The sequence below is a fragment of the Adlercreutzia aquisgranensis genome (assembly GCF_943193145.1).
Lineage (GTDB): Bacteria > Actinomycetota > Coriobacteriia > Coriobacteriales > Eggerthellaceae > Xiamenia > Xiamenia aquisgranensis.
In genome coordinates, this window is the sequence record NZ_CALPDA010000007.1 from 69,495 (window position 1) to 83,762 (window position 14,268).

Below are 14,268 nucleotides of genomic sequence, written 5' to 3' on the forward strand. Positions count from 1 at the left end.
ACCATGAGGAAGGAAAAGCGGGCGGCGGCTCTGAGCGTGCTCGCCGCGGCTGCCCTGGGCCTGACCGGATGCGGCGCATCCTTCGAGGGATCCGGATCGAAGGACGCGGCGTCGGCTGAGCAGCTGGCGCTGCATGCCGATGACCCCTGGGCCGTCGAGGTAGTTGCCGATTCGCAGGCCAAAGCCGAGGGCAACCTGCGCGACGGCGTGTACACCGGCACGGGCCGGGGCATGGAGGGGCTCATCACCGTGACGCTGCTGGTGGACGACGGGCGCATCACGTGCCTGGAGACCGCTCAGGAGGGCGAGAGCCAGAGCCGCGGCGGCTTCGAGGCCATCCGCGACGGAAAGTACGCGCAGATGATCGAGGCGGCCCAGGGCTCGGACTTCGACGCCATAGCGGGGGCCACCATCACTACGGCGGGCGTGCGCCAGGCGGTGGACGACGCCTTGGCCCAGGCCGAAGCGGCGTCGGGCAGCGCCGCGAAGGAGGGAGCGAGCCATGAGTAGCAAAACCGAGCGAACCGGCGGCCTGAGTCGCCGCGACTTCCTGGCGGGCGGCGTGCTGGCGGCAGCCGGCGCCGCCGCAGCCACGGTGCTGGGACCTGCGACGGCAACGGCTGCCGAGGGGCGGCTGGGCGACTGGTCAAGCGTCGGCGGCGAAGTGTCTGTGCCCGCAAGCGAGGCCACCAACGCCAGCGCTTCCGACGGTACCTACCGCGAACACAACGCCGAGGCGTTCCCCGCCGACGACGCAACGCCCATCCCTCCGCGCAAGGTACCGGCGAACTGGGACTACGAGTGCGACATCTGCGTGGTGGGCGCCGGCGGGGGCGGCCTTAACGCTGCGGCTCGCGCTGCCGAGCTAGGGGCGGACGTCATCTGCGTGGAGGCCCTGGGCCTGCATGGCGGCAATGCCCAGGAAGCGGGCATGTGCGGTATCCTGGGCGGGTACTCGGGGCAGAACGCCAAGCAGTTCGCGTTCCCCAGCTACCCCTTCGACCCGAAGGCCCTCACGGACTGGGCCATGGACGAGTACCACTACGCGGCCGACCCCAAGCTCATCTACAAGATTGCCTGCGAGGGCGGAAAATCCCTGGACTGGATGGCCGACTGCGGCGTGCAGTGGCGCCTGGGCGAGGTGCCGGTGTACGTGGCGCCGAAGAACTCCACCTTGGACCACCATGTGCTGAAGATGAAGGACGCCACCGACGCCATGTTCGCCTACGGGCAGCGCCACGGCGTGGACTACAAGTTCCAAAGCCCGGCCGTGGCCCTGGTGCAGGACGACGGCGGGCGCGTGGTGGGCGTGGTGGTCAACGAGGACTTCGCCGACGAGCGCTACATCCACGCGAAGAACGCGGTCATTCTCACGGCCGGCGGCTTCTGCAACAACAAGGCCCTGCTTGACAAGTACATCCCCACGGCGGCCATGGGCTGCGCGTCGAGCTACCTGACCGCCAGCGAGACCGGCGAGTGCTTCCGCATGGGGCTGGGCGTGGGTGCGGACGTATCCGGCTTCAACAGCTCGGCCTCCTTCGACGGGGGCGTCGACTGGCAGGCCGAAGGCGGCACCTGGGCGCGCTTCCTCTACGACGGCATGACCCAGCTCTCGCGCCAGCCGTGGCTGACCATCGACCGCTGCGGCAACCGCCTGCGCTACATGGACTCGCGCGTGGGCGAGGACGGGGCTAACGCCATCTACGCGCTGGGGGATCTGGCCACCATCCAGATGACGCCTCCGGGGCACCGCTCCTACATCGTCTTCGACGCGAACTACGAGGACCATCTGGCCGGGTTCGCCCAGGAGCACTGCCGCAAGCTCATCACGCCCGACCTGGAGCAGATCGACAAGGTGCCGCCCCATTACCGCGATTGGCACCACGGCGTGCAGGACGCCATAGACGCCGACGTGCTGAAGCGCCGCGACACCCTGGAGGAGCTCGAGGCCGACCTGGGCCTTGCCAAAGGCGTGCTCACCGAGGCCGTGGCGAAGTGGAACGAGGTCTGCGAGCGCGGCGAGGACGACTTTCTGTACCCCATGCCGCCGGAGTGGCTGCACGCCATCACCACGCCGCCCTTCTACGGCTGCCGCATAGGAGGCAACCTCTACGGCACCAAGGCCGGCCTGCTCATCAACGACCAGATGCAGGTGGTGGGCGTGAACGGGCGCGTCATCCCGGGCCTGTACGCCGGGTGGCACACGGCCGGCGGCGCGTGCGGCGAGAACAGCTACATCGGCGACCCCATCCTGGGCTCGCTCATGGGCGACGTGGGCCTGGCGTTCTGCGGAGGCTACCTCTGCGGAACGAGCGCGGTCGATAACGAGATGGGAGGCGTGGCATGAACGGCATAGAAAAGATTGCGCGGCCCTTCGGGTACCTGTTCGGCTTGGCGCTGGTGGTGGCCCTGCTCGGACGCATCGGCCTGGGGGTGGCGGCCGCCACGGGCGTGCTGGCCTTCGACTACATCTCCGCCTCCGGCGTGGCCATCTTGGACGTCGTCTGCTCCATCCTCACCGGCTCGGCTTTCGTGGCCTTCCTGTTTGCGGCAGGGCTGGCGCTGGTGGTTTCCACGGCGGGGCCTGTGCTCTACGGGGCGCTCTACGCCCGCGGCGACGCGCCTGCCAAGGCTTCGACGGCCTTCCTGTGGGGCTGGGCCACAGCGCTTGCGGCGCTGGCGTGCCTGGTGATCCTGGCGCTGGGCATCCTCTCGCCGGTGCAGGTGGGGTCCATGAGCTCCAAGCTGCCGGGGACGGCGGTCATCGTGCTGGGGGCCGTGGTCTTCGCGGCGTTTCTAGGGACCCTTCTGGGTGCTGCGTCCATGGTGCTGTGCGCCTGCATCGAGCGCTCTCGCGCCCGGGGCGGTTTGGGTAGGCGCCTGCTCGTCGCCTGCGCCGGCTGCGGTGCCGTGGTGATGGTACTCACGCTGGGAACGTTCTCCGCGCTGAACGGCGTCACCGTTGACGTGGCTGCGCTTGGCGGTTGGGCTGTGACCGACGTGGTGGCGAACCTGGCCATGCTTTTTTGCGCCCGCGCCCTTGCCACCAGGGCCCGCGATGCCGTGGGGGCCGAAGGCGCTTCCAACCGTGCGAAGGTCGCCTCTGCGTAGGGTTTCGCGCGGACACCCCGTGGAAGCGAGGCGCTCCGAAGCCGTTGCGGTTTCGGAGCGCCTCTTCGCGTGCGCGCAAGCGTTGGGGCCGCCTACGCTTCCTGCAGCAGGTCGAAGGTCTCCTGCTCCCGGGCCTGGCGCTGCGCCTCCAGGTCGGCCACCACTACATGGCCCACCTGCTCGATGGCGTCGCGCTGCTCGGGCGTGAGGTTGGCCCACAGCTTCGTGGCGGCTAGCTCGTTGATGGTGGCGCTGATGAGGAAGCTCTCGTATACGCCCTCCTCGGTAAGACCCACGTACACCGCTTTCTTGTCCTTGGGCGAGCGCAGGCGTCTTACCCAGCCTTTGGCGGCGAGCCTGTCCACCGCCCTGGCGGCGTTCACCGGCGAGAGGTGCAGCGATTCGGCCAGTGCCCCTATGCGCTCGGGGCGGTCGGTCTCGCCCAGGCGCTGGACGATGCGGCATTCGTTGAACGACGCCCCGGTGGCCTGCTTGAGCGTGCGCTCGGTCTCGGACCGCACCAGCTCGATGGCCACGAGCGAGCGCGTGGCGGGGAAGCGCTTCGCTGCGGCTGCGTTCAGGGGCGGCTCTATCTGGGCCGCCGCCGAAATGGATGCTTCCAGGATGGTGCGGTAGGCGGGGTTCTCGGTGGGAAATCCTGCGTAGAGGCTGCGCACGATGGACTCGTTCACGGAGGCCACGTGCGCTTCGCCGGCGTCCGTGACCGACAGCATGCGCGTGCGTCCGTCGCCTTCGCCCACTTGGCGCAGGATGTAGCCTTGGGCCTGCAGGGCGTCGGCTGCCTGGGTGACCACGTTGGGCTTGAGCCCCAGAACCTCGCCGAGCTTGCCTTGGCCTACGGGACGGCCCGCCTGCAGCAGCTTCGTGAGCATGCGGTACTGGGTGACGTTGAGCTCGCTCGCCTCGGTAAGCCCCTTCACCAGGGCTTCGTGGGCCATCTCGAAGGCGATGAAATAGGTGGAGTCAAGGTTGAACCGGTCTTTCGACGGTGCCTGGTTCGGGGGGACGGATGCCATGGGTGCCTCGTTCATCTGCGCTTCAGGCCGAGCACGGGGCGGCGGATCGCTTTGCTCGCACCCGATGCGCATCGGCTGAATGATAGTTCATTGCTGTAAGAAGCAGTATACGCCTGGTTTGCCGCGAAAGCCCGAGAAAGCGCCGACAACCCATGGTTTTCAGGTCAAGCTGCCGCCTCGTCAGGACCAGGCCGGGGTAATGAGCCCGTCGCGGTCGACGAAGAACGCCTGGTCGATTTCGGGATGGCGGCGCACGAGGGCGATGCCGCGCTCCGTGCCCAGGGCCAGCAGCGTGGTGGAGAACCCCTCGGCGTCGATGGAGCGCTCGGCCAGCAGGGTGACGCCGGCCACGTCGGTGTCGGCGGGCATGCCCGTGCGGGGGTTCAGGATGTGGTGGTAGGTTCGGCCGTCGCTGCCGGTGAAGGTGCGCTCGTAGATGCCGCTCGTCACCGCCGAGCCGTTGGCAAGGGGCACGGCGCCGATGAGCTGCTCGGGGTTGCGCGGGTCGCGCACGCCCACCCGCCACGGCTCGCCGGAGGGCTTGCTGCCGTGCACCGCCACGTTGCCGCCCAGGTTCACGATGAGCCCGCCGAAGCCGTAGGGCTCCAACGACTCCACCAGGGCGTCGGCGATCCAGCCCTTCGCGATGCCTCCCACGTCGAGCATGGCCTGCGGGTCCGCCATGCGCACAAGGCACGTCCCGCCGTCCGCCTTCTCGCCCTGCTCTGCGGCGGGTTCCTGCCACAGCTCAACGTTTCGCCAGTTCACATGCCTGGCCGCTTCGGCTAGGGCCGCCGTGTCGGCCACCTTGCCCGCGTGGAAGTCCCACAGGCGCACGAGCGGCCCCACGGTGATGTCGAAGGCGCCCTCGCTCTGCTCGCAGTAGCGCAGGGCCTTGGACACCAGGTCGTAGGTGAGCGGGTCGACGGCCACGGGCTGCCCGGCGGCGCCGTTGATGCGCGAGATGTCGGAATGGGGAAGCGTGCGGCTGAACAGGCGCTCGTAGGATCGGCAGAGGCGAATCGCTTCGAGGAAAGCGGCTTTGCAGGCTTCGGGTTCGCCGTAGGCCTCCACGTCCACCACGGTGTTGAACGCCAGGAAGCGAACGCTCGCCGGCTTGCCGTCGGCGGCCTCGCGGAACTGGGCGAAGCTCTCGTCGGGGATGGGGTCGAGCGGGCGGTTCCCTGCGAAGGCGACGCCTTTCGGCTCGCCGGAGTTTCTATTGGCTGCTGAGTTCATGGCGCCAAGTATACGCCAAGGGCCGTCCCGGCGCGCAGCGCGGCGTCTCGCGCCCAAGAACTGCCCATCTCCGCGTCCGAGCATCGCCGAATCGGCGGCTCGTGCAACGCAGCGGCTGCGCAAGGACTCATGGGCACGTGCCGCCGCAGCCCGCACAATCGGCACCTTGGGAAGAAAATCGTACGCAAGGTGCCGATTGTGCGGGCTGCGATGGTTCGGCTGCGGGTTTGCGGGCGCGCGTGACGCGCAAGCGCGAGCCGAACCTTGCAAGCCCTAGCGCGCGCCGGCCCGCGCCTGGTCGTAGGCCTTCCGGAAGCGGGCGATGTCGCGCTCGTAGGTAACCAAGGTCGAGCGGGGCTCCTCCAGGTAGAAGGCGGCATGGGCTAGACGCGGGTCCGCAGCGAGGGCGGCCAGGGCGTCGAAGCCGATCGACCCTTCGCCGATGGGGGCGTGCCGGTCCACTCGGCTGCCCAGCGCCTCCTTCGAGTCGTTCAGGTGCACGGCCAGCAAGCGCCCGAGGCCCACGGTGCGGTCGAAGTCGTCGAGCACCCCCTGCAGGTTGCCGACGATATCGTAGCCGGCGGCCCAAACGGCGCTTGCGTCCAGGCATACGCCCAGCTTATCCTTCAGCTTCACGCCGTCGATCATCGCGGCCAGCTGCTCGAAGCGCCAGCCTACCTGGTGTCCCTCGCCGGCCATGGTGTCAAGCAGCACGGTGGTTGTCTGCGTGGCCGCAAGGGTTTTGTTCAGCGCGTCGCTCACGTTGGCTACGGCCTCGTCAGCGCTGCATTCGGGGGCGCTGCCGGGACGCACCAGGTAGTACTGCCCGGGTATGTCCTCCAGGCGCGCCAGGTCCTCGGCCAGCACCATGAGGGTGAAGTCGCGCCGTTTCGCGGCGGCGCTCGCGGGCTCGACATCGTAGGGGGCGTAGCCGCAGATGCGACCTATGCCGTGCTGGGAGGCATAGGCTTTGTAGGCCTCGATGTCCTTCGGGTCGATGGCGCGCACGGCGCCACCCCGGGGGTTGCGGGTGAAGTACTGGAAGGTGTTGGCCCCAATAGAGACGGCCTCGCGGGCCATGAACAGGTAGCCTTCCCTTGTGGACAGATGGCATCCGATGGCAAGCATGGGCAACGCTCCTTCGAAATCGCGGGGACCGACCCGTCTACAGTAGGTCAGCCCCCAGGCGAAGAGAAGCGCCGCAGGTTCGCTGTCACCGTTCGGTTATCCCCCAAGCGCCCGCCTGTTGCCGCGGGCTTACGGGCGCTGGCCCATGCCGCCTTCCAAGGTGAGGGTCTCGCCGCTCATGAACTTGAAGTCGGGGTTGGCCAGCTGCACCACCACGCGCCCGATCTCCTTCTCCACGTCGCCGTAATGGCCCATAGGTGGCATGTGCACGTTGGCCTTGAAAGCGTCGGGGTAGGTCTCCTGGAAGTCTTCCAGGGCCTTGGTCCAGGCCAGAGGGCAGACGACGTTCACGTTGATGCCGTCGGGGCCCCACTCGGTGGCCGCCACGCGGGACAGGCCGCGGATGCCCTCCTTGGCGGCGGCGTAGGCGCACTGGCCGTAGTTGCCGAAGAGGCCGGCGCCGCTGGCGAAGTTGATGACGGAGCCCTTGGTCTTTTTCAGGTGCGGGTAGCAGGCCTGCATGTAGTAGAAGGTGGCGTAGAGCCCGGAGTAGACGGCCAGGTCGAACTGGTCGGTGCTGTGGTCGGCCAGGGTCACGCCGGACGCAGAGGCCTGGGCGTTGTTCACCAGCACGTCGATGCGGCCGAACTCCGCCATGGCCTGGTCGACCACGTTCTGCACCACGGTCTTGTTGTCGGCGCCGGCGTTCACGTCGGCCTGGACGGTGAGCACCTTGATGCCGTAGGCGGTCTCGAGCTCCTCCTTGGCCCCCTGCAGCTTGGCGACGTTGCGGCCGGTGATGACAAGGTTTGCGCCCTCCTTGGCGTAGGCGATGGCGATGCCGTAGCCGATGGCCCCGGGCGATCCGTCCTTGAGTTTGGCCGCGCCGGCCCCGGTAATGATGGCAGTCTTGCCTGTCAGAAAGCCCATGGATGCTCCTTCGGTCGGTTTTCGTTCGGACTGTCTCAGTGTAGCGCTGGTGGGCGCCCGCAGGCCGAGGCGCCCTCCCAGCGGCCGAATGCGCAGCGCGGGGGATCGGCCCGTGCGAGGGGGCGGGGCGCCCGCAAGGCTCATCCGCACTTGCGGGTGCCCTCCGCGCTCGATTACGGTCGCCCCTAGTGGATGCCGGGCCAGACGGCGCCGGTGGCGGGTTCGGGCACGTCGGCGTTGTCGGGGGTGGTCTCCACCACGCCGAAGGCCTTCAGCAGCCCGTAGATGTCGGTGTGCTCGATGGCCTTCAGCCCCTGGCTCATCAGCAGCTTCTCGATAAGGCTCATGTTCATGCTGGTGGCGGGCTTCCCGTCGCGCAGCAGCACCGTGGCGTTGAGCAGCGAGCGCAGGTCGAAGTAGCTGTTCCATACCTCGGGCACGCCGCGGTCGATGTCAAGCAGCGTGTAGACGGCCTCCATGCCCGTGCGCATGGAGTACTCGGTGGTGAAGATGGTGTCGCGGGGCGTTTCGGCGAACTGGCCGATGAAGGCGAAGTTCACAGCCCCCTGCGGCACCACGTCGGGGCGGTCGCCTGCGGCGCGCGGCATGAAGAAGGCGGTGATGTAGGGCATCATGCAGGGCACGGTGCTGGCGCTCGTCTCGGCCAGCTCGCCGATCTGCTCCTCGGGCACGCCCAGGTGGTAGAGCCATTCCTCGCAGATCTCGCGGCCGGTGCACTCGCGCATGGGCTTTCTCACGTAGTCGCCGGGCCTGTCGGTGAACAGGCTGTACACCCATACGCACACGGTGCCCGGCTTCTGGTCGCGGAACTGCGGCTGGCGGTTGATGGTCCAGGACAGAAGCCAGCTGGAGTCCTTCACCGACACGATGCCGCCGGTGACCACCTTGCCCGAGAGCGGGTCGCGGTGGCAGATGCGCTCGATGTAGGGCAGGATCTTGTCGTCTAGCGTGGTGATGGTGGCGCTTTCCCAGTTGCTCAGTTCGGGGGTGCTGCAGAACTTCTCGGGATGGCCGAAGGCGGGGCTTTGCGCGGCGATGCGCTTCCACAGGTCCCAGCCGTCGCCGTCGGTGAGCTCGGGTGCGAAGGCGGCAGGCGTGTCCTGGTCGCCGAAGGTTGAATGGGCAACGCAGCTGCCCGGCGTGATGAACACCAAGTCGTTCTCGGTGAGGTCTATGGTCTGGCTGGGCGCGCTCGCTTGTGAGGGCGCGTCGGCTGCGGCGGGCACGCCGGTGGCCCGGTCGCGGGATGCCTGGCCGTCCTCGCGGCGGAACACGATCTGGGTGGCAAGCTTGCGGTCGTTGTCGGCCGCTTCGCTGCACGAGAAGAAGACGTCGATCACGTGGGTGTCGAACTGGAAGTCGACCCCGTGCGCTTCCAGGTAGCGCTGCATGGGCAATATCATGGACTCGTACTGGTTGTAGCGGGTGAAGCGCAGGGCCGAGAAGTCGGGCAGGCCGCCGATATGGTGCACGAAGCGGTTGATGTAGCGCTTCATCTCAAGGGCGCTGTGCCAGTTCTCGAAGGCGAACATGGTGCGCCAGTACAGCCAGAAGTTGCTCATCAGCACCTCGTCGGAGAAGTACTCGGTGATCTTCTTGTCCTGCAGCTCCTCCTCGGGGGTGTAGAACAGGGTGAGTATCTCCTTGCAGCCGGCGTCCGACAGCCCGAAGGTGCCGTCGGTATGGGCGTCCTGCCCGCGGTCTTCCGTGGCGCGGCACAGGGAGTAGTTGGGGTCTTGCTTGTTCAGCCGATAGTAGTAGTCCAGCACGCTTAGGTTCTCATCCTCGATGGAGGGGATGTCGCGGAAGAGGTCCCACATCACCTCGAAGTGGTTGTCCATCTCGCGGCCGCCGCGCATCGTGTAGCCCAGGTTGGCGTAGTCCCAGCCGTCGCAGGCGCCGCCGGCTCGCGGGTCGCGCTCCAGGATATGGATGTGCTCGCCCGGCATCTGGCCGTCGCGCACCAGGTAGCAGGCGGCGGTGAGCCCCGCCAGGCCCGACCCTATGATGTAGGCGTGCTTGTCCTCCACGCCCTCCGGCTTCACCGGACGGGCGAAAGCCTCGTAGTTTCCGCTGGAATAGTACATAGCGCTTCCTTTCCGTCTTTCCTGCACGAGGGGGCTCCGAATCGTCCGGCCTACCCCGGAAAAGATGCTAGGCCAGCCGGCTGCAGGGTTCCACAGGGGGTACGAAGTCATTGACGAAGCGATGACGAGATGAAACGCGCCACGTGCGTCGGCGTCGCGCATAGAGCAGGCGGAGGATGGGTGCCGGGAGCGCGTGTCGGGGGGCGGGGATGCCAGGGGCGTGCGAGGGGAGGTGCATGGTGCAGACCTGGCACCTCCCTGCCTCTTAGCGACTGGCGTTTCTGCTGACCTTTCGCGGGGCACCTTAAGGTTCTTAAGGTGCATGGAGAAAAGCTTGCGGTTCGTTAAGCCTTCGGGGCTTCAAGGGGAAGTGCGATGACAAACAGAGGGCTGAACAGCGGATAAGCCCATAATGATGACGAAGCTCCCGATGGTTTAGCCAAGGCGGCCCCTCTTGGGCGAGCGCTTGGCCTGCCGGTTGGGAGACGGGTTGGTGCTTCGGGCCAGGAGGAAGACGATGCGGGAACGGGTGGGAACGGACGGCGGTGCTTCGGCGCTACGATGCGCCGCGGTGTCGCTCGCTTGTCCCGGCGGCCGTGCGCTGTGCATGCCTTCGGACGGCGCGCGGGAAGGTGGCGCCGACCTTGCCGCGGCGGCGGTTCCCGTTGCCTTGGCCGCGCACCTGTTTGCGCAGCGAGCGCTTCGCCGGGGTGCCTACGTCGTCTGGCAGCTGTCTCGCCTTCAGGAAGGGCTCGTGGCCGTGCTGGCGGCGGGCGGTATGGCCACCAGGGACTTCCGTCGGTCGCTTCTGATGTACTTCTGCCTGTTCAGCATCGTGGGGCACTGGATGGAAGTGGGGTTTTGCCTGCTGGTGAAGTGGGGCGTCCTGCTGGGGACCTACGACCCGGCCTCGGCGGTGTGGCGCAACTTGCTGAACCCGTTTCCCATCTACGGGGTGGGGATGGTGGCTTGCGCGCTGGTGCTGTTCCCAGCCCTGGCCAAGATTCGGCGAACCGTGGGCGGCTTCGGGCTCGCCCTGCTGCTGAGCTTCGCGCTGAACACGCTCGTGTGCTCGGGGCTTGAGCTTGGGCTGGGCCTGCTGCAGAACCAGCCGGACCCGAGCGGGGTGTACCCGCTGTGGGACTACACGTCCATGCCCTTCAACTTCATGGGGCAGATCTGCCTGCAGAACTCTCTGGCCTTCGGCGCGGTGTCCTCGCTCATGGCCTGGGTGGCGTTCCCGGTGCTGCACATGGCCTACCTGCGTTTGCCCGAGCATGTCAAGCGCATCTGCGCCACGGTGGTGGCGACGCTTTTCCTGCTGGCGGGGTGTCTGTACGCGGTATAAGGGCGCCTCGCGTCCCCAGCGGCCTGCGCGGCCGTGTGCTATAGTTCCACCGAGCGAAGCGCAGGGAAGGCTTCGACAGGTCGCGAACGGGAGGGCGCCATGGGCAACCAGGACAATCGCAAGGTCTACGAGGACATACGGGCCCATGGGCACCTCATCGATTCGGACATCCTGTCGCGCATCATGGGCGGCATCGTGGAGCTGGACGGCGAGTACGAGGTGCTCTCGCTGGACATAGGCCGCGGCAACGAGAACCCCTCCACCATGGTCATGCGCGTCTTCGGGCGCGATCATGCGCATCTGGCCTCCATGCTGGGGATGCTGCACGGCCTGGGCGTGGCGCCGGTGCATTCGTGCGACGCGACGACGCAGCCGGCCCCTGCCGACGGCGTGTTCCCCGAGGGCTTCTACGCCACCACCAACCTGCCTACCCAGGTGCGCCTGGGCGGCCAGTGGCGCGACGTGCCCAACGAGGAGATGGACCTGGGGCTGGTCGTTGCCCCCGACGGCGCGTCGGTCGCAGGCGTGCCCGTGGCCGAGGTGCGCGCAGGGGATGCGGTGGTGGTGGGCCAGGACGGCATCCGCGTGACGTTCCAGGAGCGCCCGCGCCAGAAGGAGGCCTTCGAGTTCATGAACTCCACGGCTTCAAGCGAGAAGCCGAAGTCCCAGATCATCCGCCAGGTCGCCTCGCTTCTGCGCGAGGTGCGCGACCAAGGGCGCGACGTGGTGGCCGTGGTGGGGCCGGCCATCGTGCACACCGGAGCCGCCGGCGACCTCATCCGCCTTGTGCGCGGCGGCTACGTGACCGTGCTCTTCGGGGGCAACGCCGTCGCCACCCACGACATCGAGTCGGCGCTTTTCGGCACGTCCCTGGGCATCGACCTGGCCACGGGGCTTTCGGTTCCCTCGGGACACGAGCACCACCTGCGGGCCATCAACCGCATCCGCGCCTGCGGCTCCATCGCCGGCGCCGTGGAGCAGGGCGTGCTGACCGAAGGGCTCATGCACGCGCTCGTGGAGACGGGCACCCCCTTCGTGCTGGCGGGCTCCATCCGCGACGACGGCCCGCTGCCCGACGTCATCACCGACACCGTGCGCGCCCAGGAGGCAATGCGCCCGTGGTGCCAGAAGGCCGGGGCGTGCCTGATGATGTCCACCATGCTGCACTCCATCGCCACGGGCAACATGCTGCCGGCCTCGGTCACCACCATCTGCGTCGACATCAACCCGGCCGTGGTCACGAAGCTGGCCGACCGCGGCAGCTTCCAGACCGTCGGCATCATAACCGACGTGGGGTTGTTCCTGAAATCGCTCGCCGACGAGCTGGGCTGCTAGGGCATCTGGAGGAAGTCCACCACGCCGCAGTGGGTATGGTAGATGGCGCCGGCCATGCGCAGGGCGCCAACGTCCTCAAGCTGGGCGAGGGCAGGGTATGCTCGCAGTTCGGCTATGGCTGCCCGCGTGTTCAGCACGCTGGCCTCGTAGGGGTCGCTCGCAGCCCCGATGGCCTCCGCGATGCGGCCCGTGACCGAGGCGACGTCGCCCGCCTCGCCGTCCAAGGCCGCCTTGATGGCGCCGCAGTGCGTATGCCCCAGCACCAGCAAAAGCGAGGTGTGCAGGTGCTCGCAGGCGTAGATGGCGCTGGCGGCCTCAACGGGCCCCACCACGTTGCCCGCTACCCGCACGACGAAGAGCTCGCCCAGGCCGGTCATGAAGATATGCTCGGGCACCACGCGCGAGTCCGAGCAGGCGATCACCGTGGCGAAGGGCCGCTGGCCGTTCTCGAACAGATCCCGGATGCGCTCAGGCGACAGGTCGCGCTCGTGGTCGAGGGCCTCCACGTAGATGCGGTTGCCCTCGCGCAGGCGCCGAAGGGCCGCATCGGGCGATACGTGGGCGTCGCCGTCGAAGTCATCGGCGGTGTAGTCCATGGCCATGGCTAGGCCCCCAGCTCCTCGCGGATGCACTCGGCCAGACGCCGGATGCCGTCGCGGATGGTGTCCTCGTCGGCGTTGGTGAAGTTCAGGCGCATGGTAGAGCGCGCGCCGGGCTCGGCGTAGAAGGGCGCTCCCGGCACGAAGGCCACGTTGCGCGCGAGCGCCTTGTCGAACAGCTCCATGGTGTCCACGGATCCGGGCAGCGTCACCCACAGGAACATGCCGCCTTCGGGAACGGTGTAGGAGACGTCGGCGGGGAAGTACTCGGCCATGGCCTCCACCATGGCGCGGGCCTGGGCGCCGTACAGGTCGCGGATCTTCACCAGGTGCTCGTCCAGGCTGTTGTGGGTGAGGTAGTCGTAGACCACGTACTGGGAGAACACGTTGGTGTGCAGGTCGGCGGCCTCCTTGGCGATGGAGACGTTGCGCAGAAGCTCGTGGTCCTTGGTGAGCAGGTAACCCATGCGGAAACCCGGGGTGACCGTCTTCGAGAACGATCCCATGACCACGCCGTGGGGCAGGTTCGTGCCGCCGATGTAGGGAAGCGACTCGCCCTCGAAGCGCAGCTCGCCGTAGGGGTCGTCCTCCACCACCACGATGTTGCGCCCGCGCAGCGCCTCGCGCACCTGGCGACGCCCTTCGGCGGTGTAGGTAAGGCCGGTGGGGTTCTGGAAGTTGGGGATGAGGTAGATCATCTTCGCCCCGGCGTCGAGGGCGGCGTTCAGCTCGTCGATGTCGAGTCCCTCGTCGGTGAGCTCCACTTCGTAGAACACCGGCTGGTTCAAGGCGAAGGCCTGGATGGCCGCAAGATAGGTGGGCTTCTCCACGATGACGCCGTCGCCCTTGTCCAGCAGCACCTTGCCCAGCAAATCCAAGATCTGCTGCGACCCGGTGGTGATGAGCACGTCGTCGGCTACGTAGTCGGTGCCGAAACGGTGGTTGTAACGGTCGGCCACCCACTGGCGCAGCTCGTCGATGCCGGCGGTGGCGGAGTACTGGAAGGCCTTGGCTCCCTGCTCGGCAACGACCCGCTCCATGGATTCCAGAAGCTTTTGCTGGGGGAACGAGATGGGGTTGGGAAGCCCTCCGGCGAAGGAGGTGACTTCCGGGTCGGAGGCGGCCTTCAGGATGCTGCGGACGAAGGAGGGGGGAGTGGCCTTGATGCCGTCGGAGAGCAGCTCGTCGATGTCGTTCATGGGAAATCCCTTCTCCTGTCGTGCGCGATGTCGTGCCGTGGTGCCTGCCATGAGGCGAATGGTCGGCGTTCCATTATCCGTCAACGAACGCCCAAGGGGCGCGGCTCCGAAGGATTTGCAGGATTTCTTGACGTGGGCGCTCGTTGCGCTTCGGGCAATGAGGGGCGAGGTGGCGCATCAGTTTGCGTCCGAATCGCACGGTTTTGGTACTGTTGTCTGCGGCTAACAGTACCA

The 14,268-nt window shown here is 67.4% G+C and carries 12 protein-coding genes; 5 read left to right on the forward strand and 7 right to left on the reverse strand.

Annotation, left to right across the window (positions count from 1 at the left end):
- The first annotated feature begins 3 nt into the window (after positions 1 to 3).
- The 3 genes from NFR41_RS05550 to NFR41_RS05560 are packed head-to-tail and all read left to right on the forward strand — an operon-like array spanning position 4 to position 3,111.
- Entirely contained in the window at positions 4 to 510 is a 507-nt protein-coding gene (locus NFR41_RS05550) for an FMN-binding protein (protein ID WP_251231031.1), read from the forward strand.
- Positions 503 to 2,347, forward strand: coding sequence for an FAD-binding protein (locus NFR41_RS05555; RefSeq protein WP_251231032.1), 1,845 nt, complete (start codon positions 503 to 505; stop codon positions 2,345 to 2,347). The genes NFR41_RS05550 and NFR41_RS05555 overlap by 8 nt, the downstream gene beginning before the upstream one ends.
- Positions 2,344 to 3,111, forward strand: coding sequence for a hypothetical protein (locus NFR41_RS05560; RefSeq protein WP_251231033.1), 768 nt, complete (start codon positions 2,344 to 2,346; stop codon positions 3,109 to 3,111). The genes NFR41_RS05555 and NFR41_RS05560 overlap by 4 nt, the downstream gene beginning before the upstream one ends.
- Before the next feature lie 92 nt (positions 3,112 to 3,203).
- Here NFR41_RS05560 and NFR41_RS05565 read toward each other — a convergent pair whose 3' ends face one another.
- The 5 genes from NFR41_RS05565 to NFR41_RS05585 form a co-directional block, all read right to left on the reverse strand.
- On the reverse strand, positions 3,204 to 4,148 hold the full coding sequence (locus tag NFR41_RS05565) for a MarR family transcriptional regulator (protein WP_251231034.1): 945 nt from the start codon (positions 4,146 to 4,148) through the stop codon (positions 3,204 to 3,206).
- 180 nt (positions 4,149 to 4,328) lie between these two features.
- A complete protein-coding gene (locus NFR41_RS05570; protein ID WP_251231035.1) occupies positions 4,329 to 5,387 on the reverse strand; it encodes an FAD:protein FMN transferase in 1,059 nt (352 codons plus the stop codon).
- Between the two features lie 273 nt (positions 5,388 to 5,660).
- Positions 5,661 to 6,515 carry a deoxyribonuclease IV gene (locus NFR41_RS05575; RefSeq protein WP_251231036.1) on the reverse strand — a complete coding sequence of 285 codons (855 nt, stop codon included), beginning with the start codon at positions 6,513 to 6,515 and terminating at the stop codon, positions 5,661 to 5,663.
- A 129-nt stretch (positions 6,516 to 6,644) separates the two neighbouring features.
- On the reverse strand, positions 6,645 to 7,445 hold the full coding sequence (locus tag NFR41_RS05580) for an SDR family NAD(P)-dependent oxidoreductase (protein ID WP_251231037.1): 801 nt from the start codon (positions 7,443 to 7,445) through the stop codon (positions 6,645 to 6,647).
- Positions 7,446 to 7,630: 185 nt separating this feature from the next.
- Positions 7,631 to 9,553 carry an oleate hydratase gene (locus tag NFR41_RS05585; RefSeq protein WP_251231038.1) on the reverse strand — a complete coding sequence of 641 codons (1,923 nt, stop codon included), beginning with the start codon at positions 9,551 to 9,553 and terminating at the stop codon, positions 7,631 to 7,633.
- A 517-nt stretch (positions 9,554 to 10,070) separates the two neighbouring features.
- Between NFR41_RS05585 and NFR41_RS05590 the strand changes: the two genes are divergently transcribed.
- Entirely contained in the window at positions 10,071 to 10,901 is an 831-nt protein-coding gene (locus NFR41_RS05590; protein ID WP_160305489.1) for a putative ABC transporter permease, read from the forward strand.
- A 99-nt stretch (positions 10,902 to 11,000) separates the two neighbouring features.
- On the forward strand, positions 11,001 to 12,236 hold the full coding sequence (locus NFR41_RS05595; RefSeq protein WP_251231039.1) for an ornithine cyclodeaminase, nickel-pincer nucleotide-dependent: 1,236 nt from the start codon (positions 11,001 to 11,003) through the stop codon (positions 12,234 to 12,236).
- On the opposite strand, the gene NFR41_RS05600 is transcribed toward NFR41_RS05595, so the two are convergent.
- Positions 12,233 to 12,838, reverse strand: coding sequence for a carbonic anhydrase (locus NFR41_RS05600; RefSeq protein WP_251231040.1), 606 nt, complete (start codon positions 12,836 to 12,838; stop codon positions 12,233 to 12,235). The two genes, NFR41_RS05595 and NFR41_RS05600, sit on opposite strands and share 4 nt — an antisense overlap.
- Positions 12,839 to 12,840: 2 nt before the next feature.
- On the reverse strand, positions 12,841 to 14,034 hold the full coding sequence (locus NFR41_RS05605; protein ID WP_251231041.1) for an aminotransferase-like domain-containing protein: 1,194 nt from the start codon (positions 14,032 to 14,034) through the stop codon (positions 12,841 to 12,843).
- Between the last annotated feature and the right edge of the window lie 234 nt (positions 14,035 to 14,268).

Bases quoted from the DNA above. Each gene is read 5' to 3' on its own strand.
- NFR41_RS05550 (WP_251231031.1), top strand. From the start codon at position 4: ATGAGGAAGGAAAAGCGGGCGGCGGCTCTGAGCGTGCTCGCCGCGGCT.
- NFR41_RS05555 (WP_251231032.1), top strand. From the start codon at position 503: ATGAGTAGCAAAACCGAGCGAACCGGCGGCCTGAGTCGCCGCGACTTC.
- NFR41_RS05560 (WP_251231033.1), top strand. From the start codon at position 2,344: ATGAACGGCATAGAAAAGATTGCGCGGCCCTTCGGGTACCTGTTCGGC.
- NFR41_RS05565 (WP_251231034.1), bottom strand. From the start codon at position 4,148: ATGGCATCCGTCCCCCCGAACCAGGCACCGTCGAAAGACCGGTTCAAC.
- NFR41_RS05570 (WP_251231035.1), bottom strand. From the start codon at position 5,387: ATGAACTCAGCAGCCAATAGAAACTCCGGCGAGCCGAAAGGCGTCGCC.
- NFR41_RS05575 (WP_251231036.1), bottom strand. From the start codon at position 6,515: ATGCTTGCCATCGGATGCCATCTGTCCACAAGGGAAGGCTACCTGTTC.
- NFR41_RS05580 (WP_251231037.1), bottom strand. From the start codon at position 7,445: ATGGGCTTTCTGACAGGCAAGACTGCCATCATTACCGGGGCCGGCGCG.
- NFR41_RS05585 (WP_251231038.1), bottom strand. From the start codon at position 9,553: ATGTACTATTCCAGCGGAAACTACGAGGCTTTCGCCCGTCCGGTGAAG.
- NFR41_RS05590 (WP_160305489.1), top strand. From the start codon at position 10,071: ATGCGGGAACGGGTGGGAACGGACGGCGGTGCTTCGGCGCTACGATGC.
- NFR41_RS05595 (WP_251231039.1), top strand. From the start codon at position 11,001: ATGGGCAACCAGGACAATCGCAAGGTCTACGAGGACATACGGGCCCAT.
- NFR41_RS05600 (WP_251231040.1), bottom strand. From the start codon at position 12,838: ATGGCCATGGACTACACCGCCGATGACTTCGACGGCGACGCCCACGTA.
- NFR41_RS05605 (WP_251231041.1), bottom strand. From the start codon at position 14,034: ATGAACGACATCGACGAGCTGCTCTCCGACGGCATCAAGGCCACTCCC.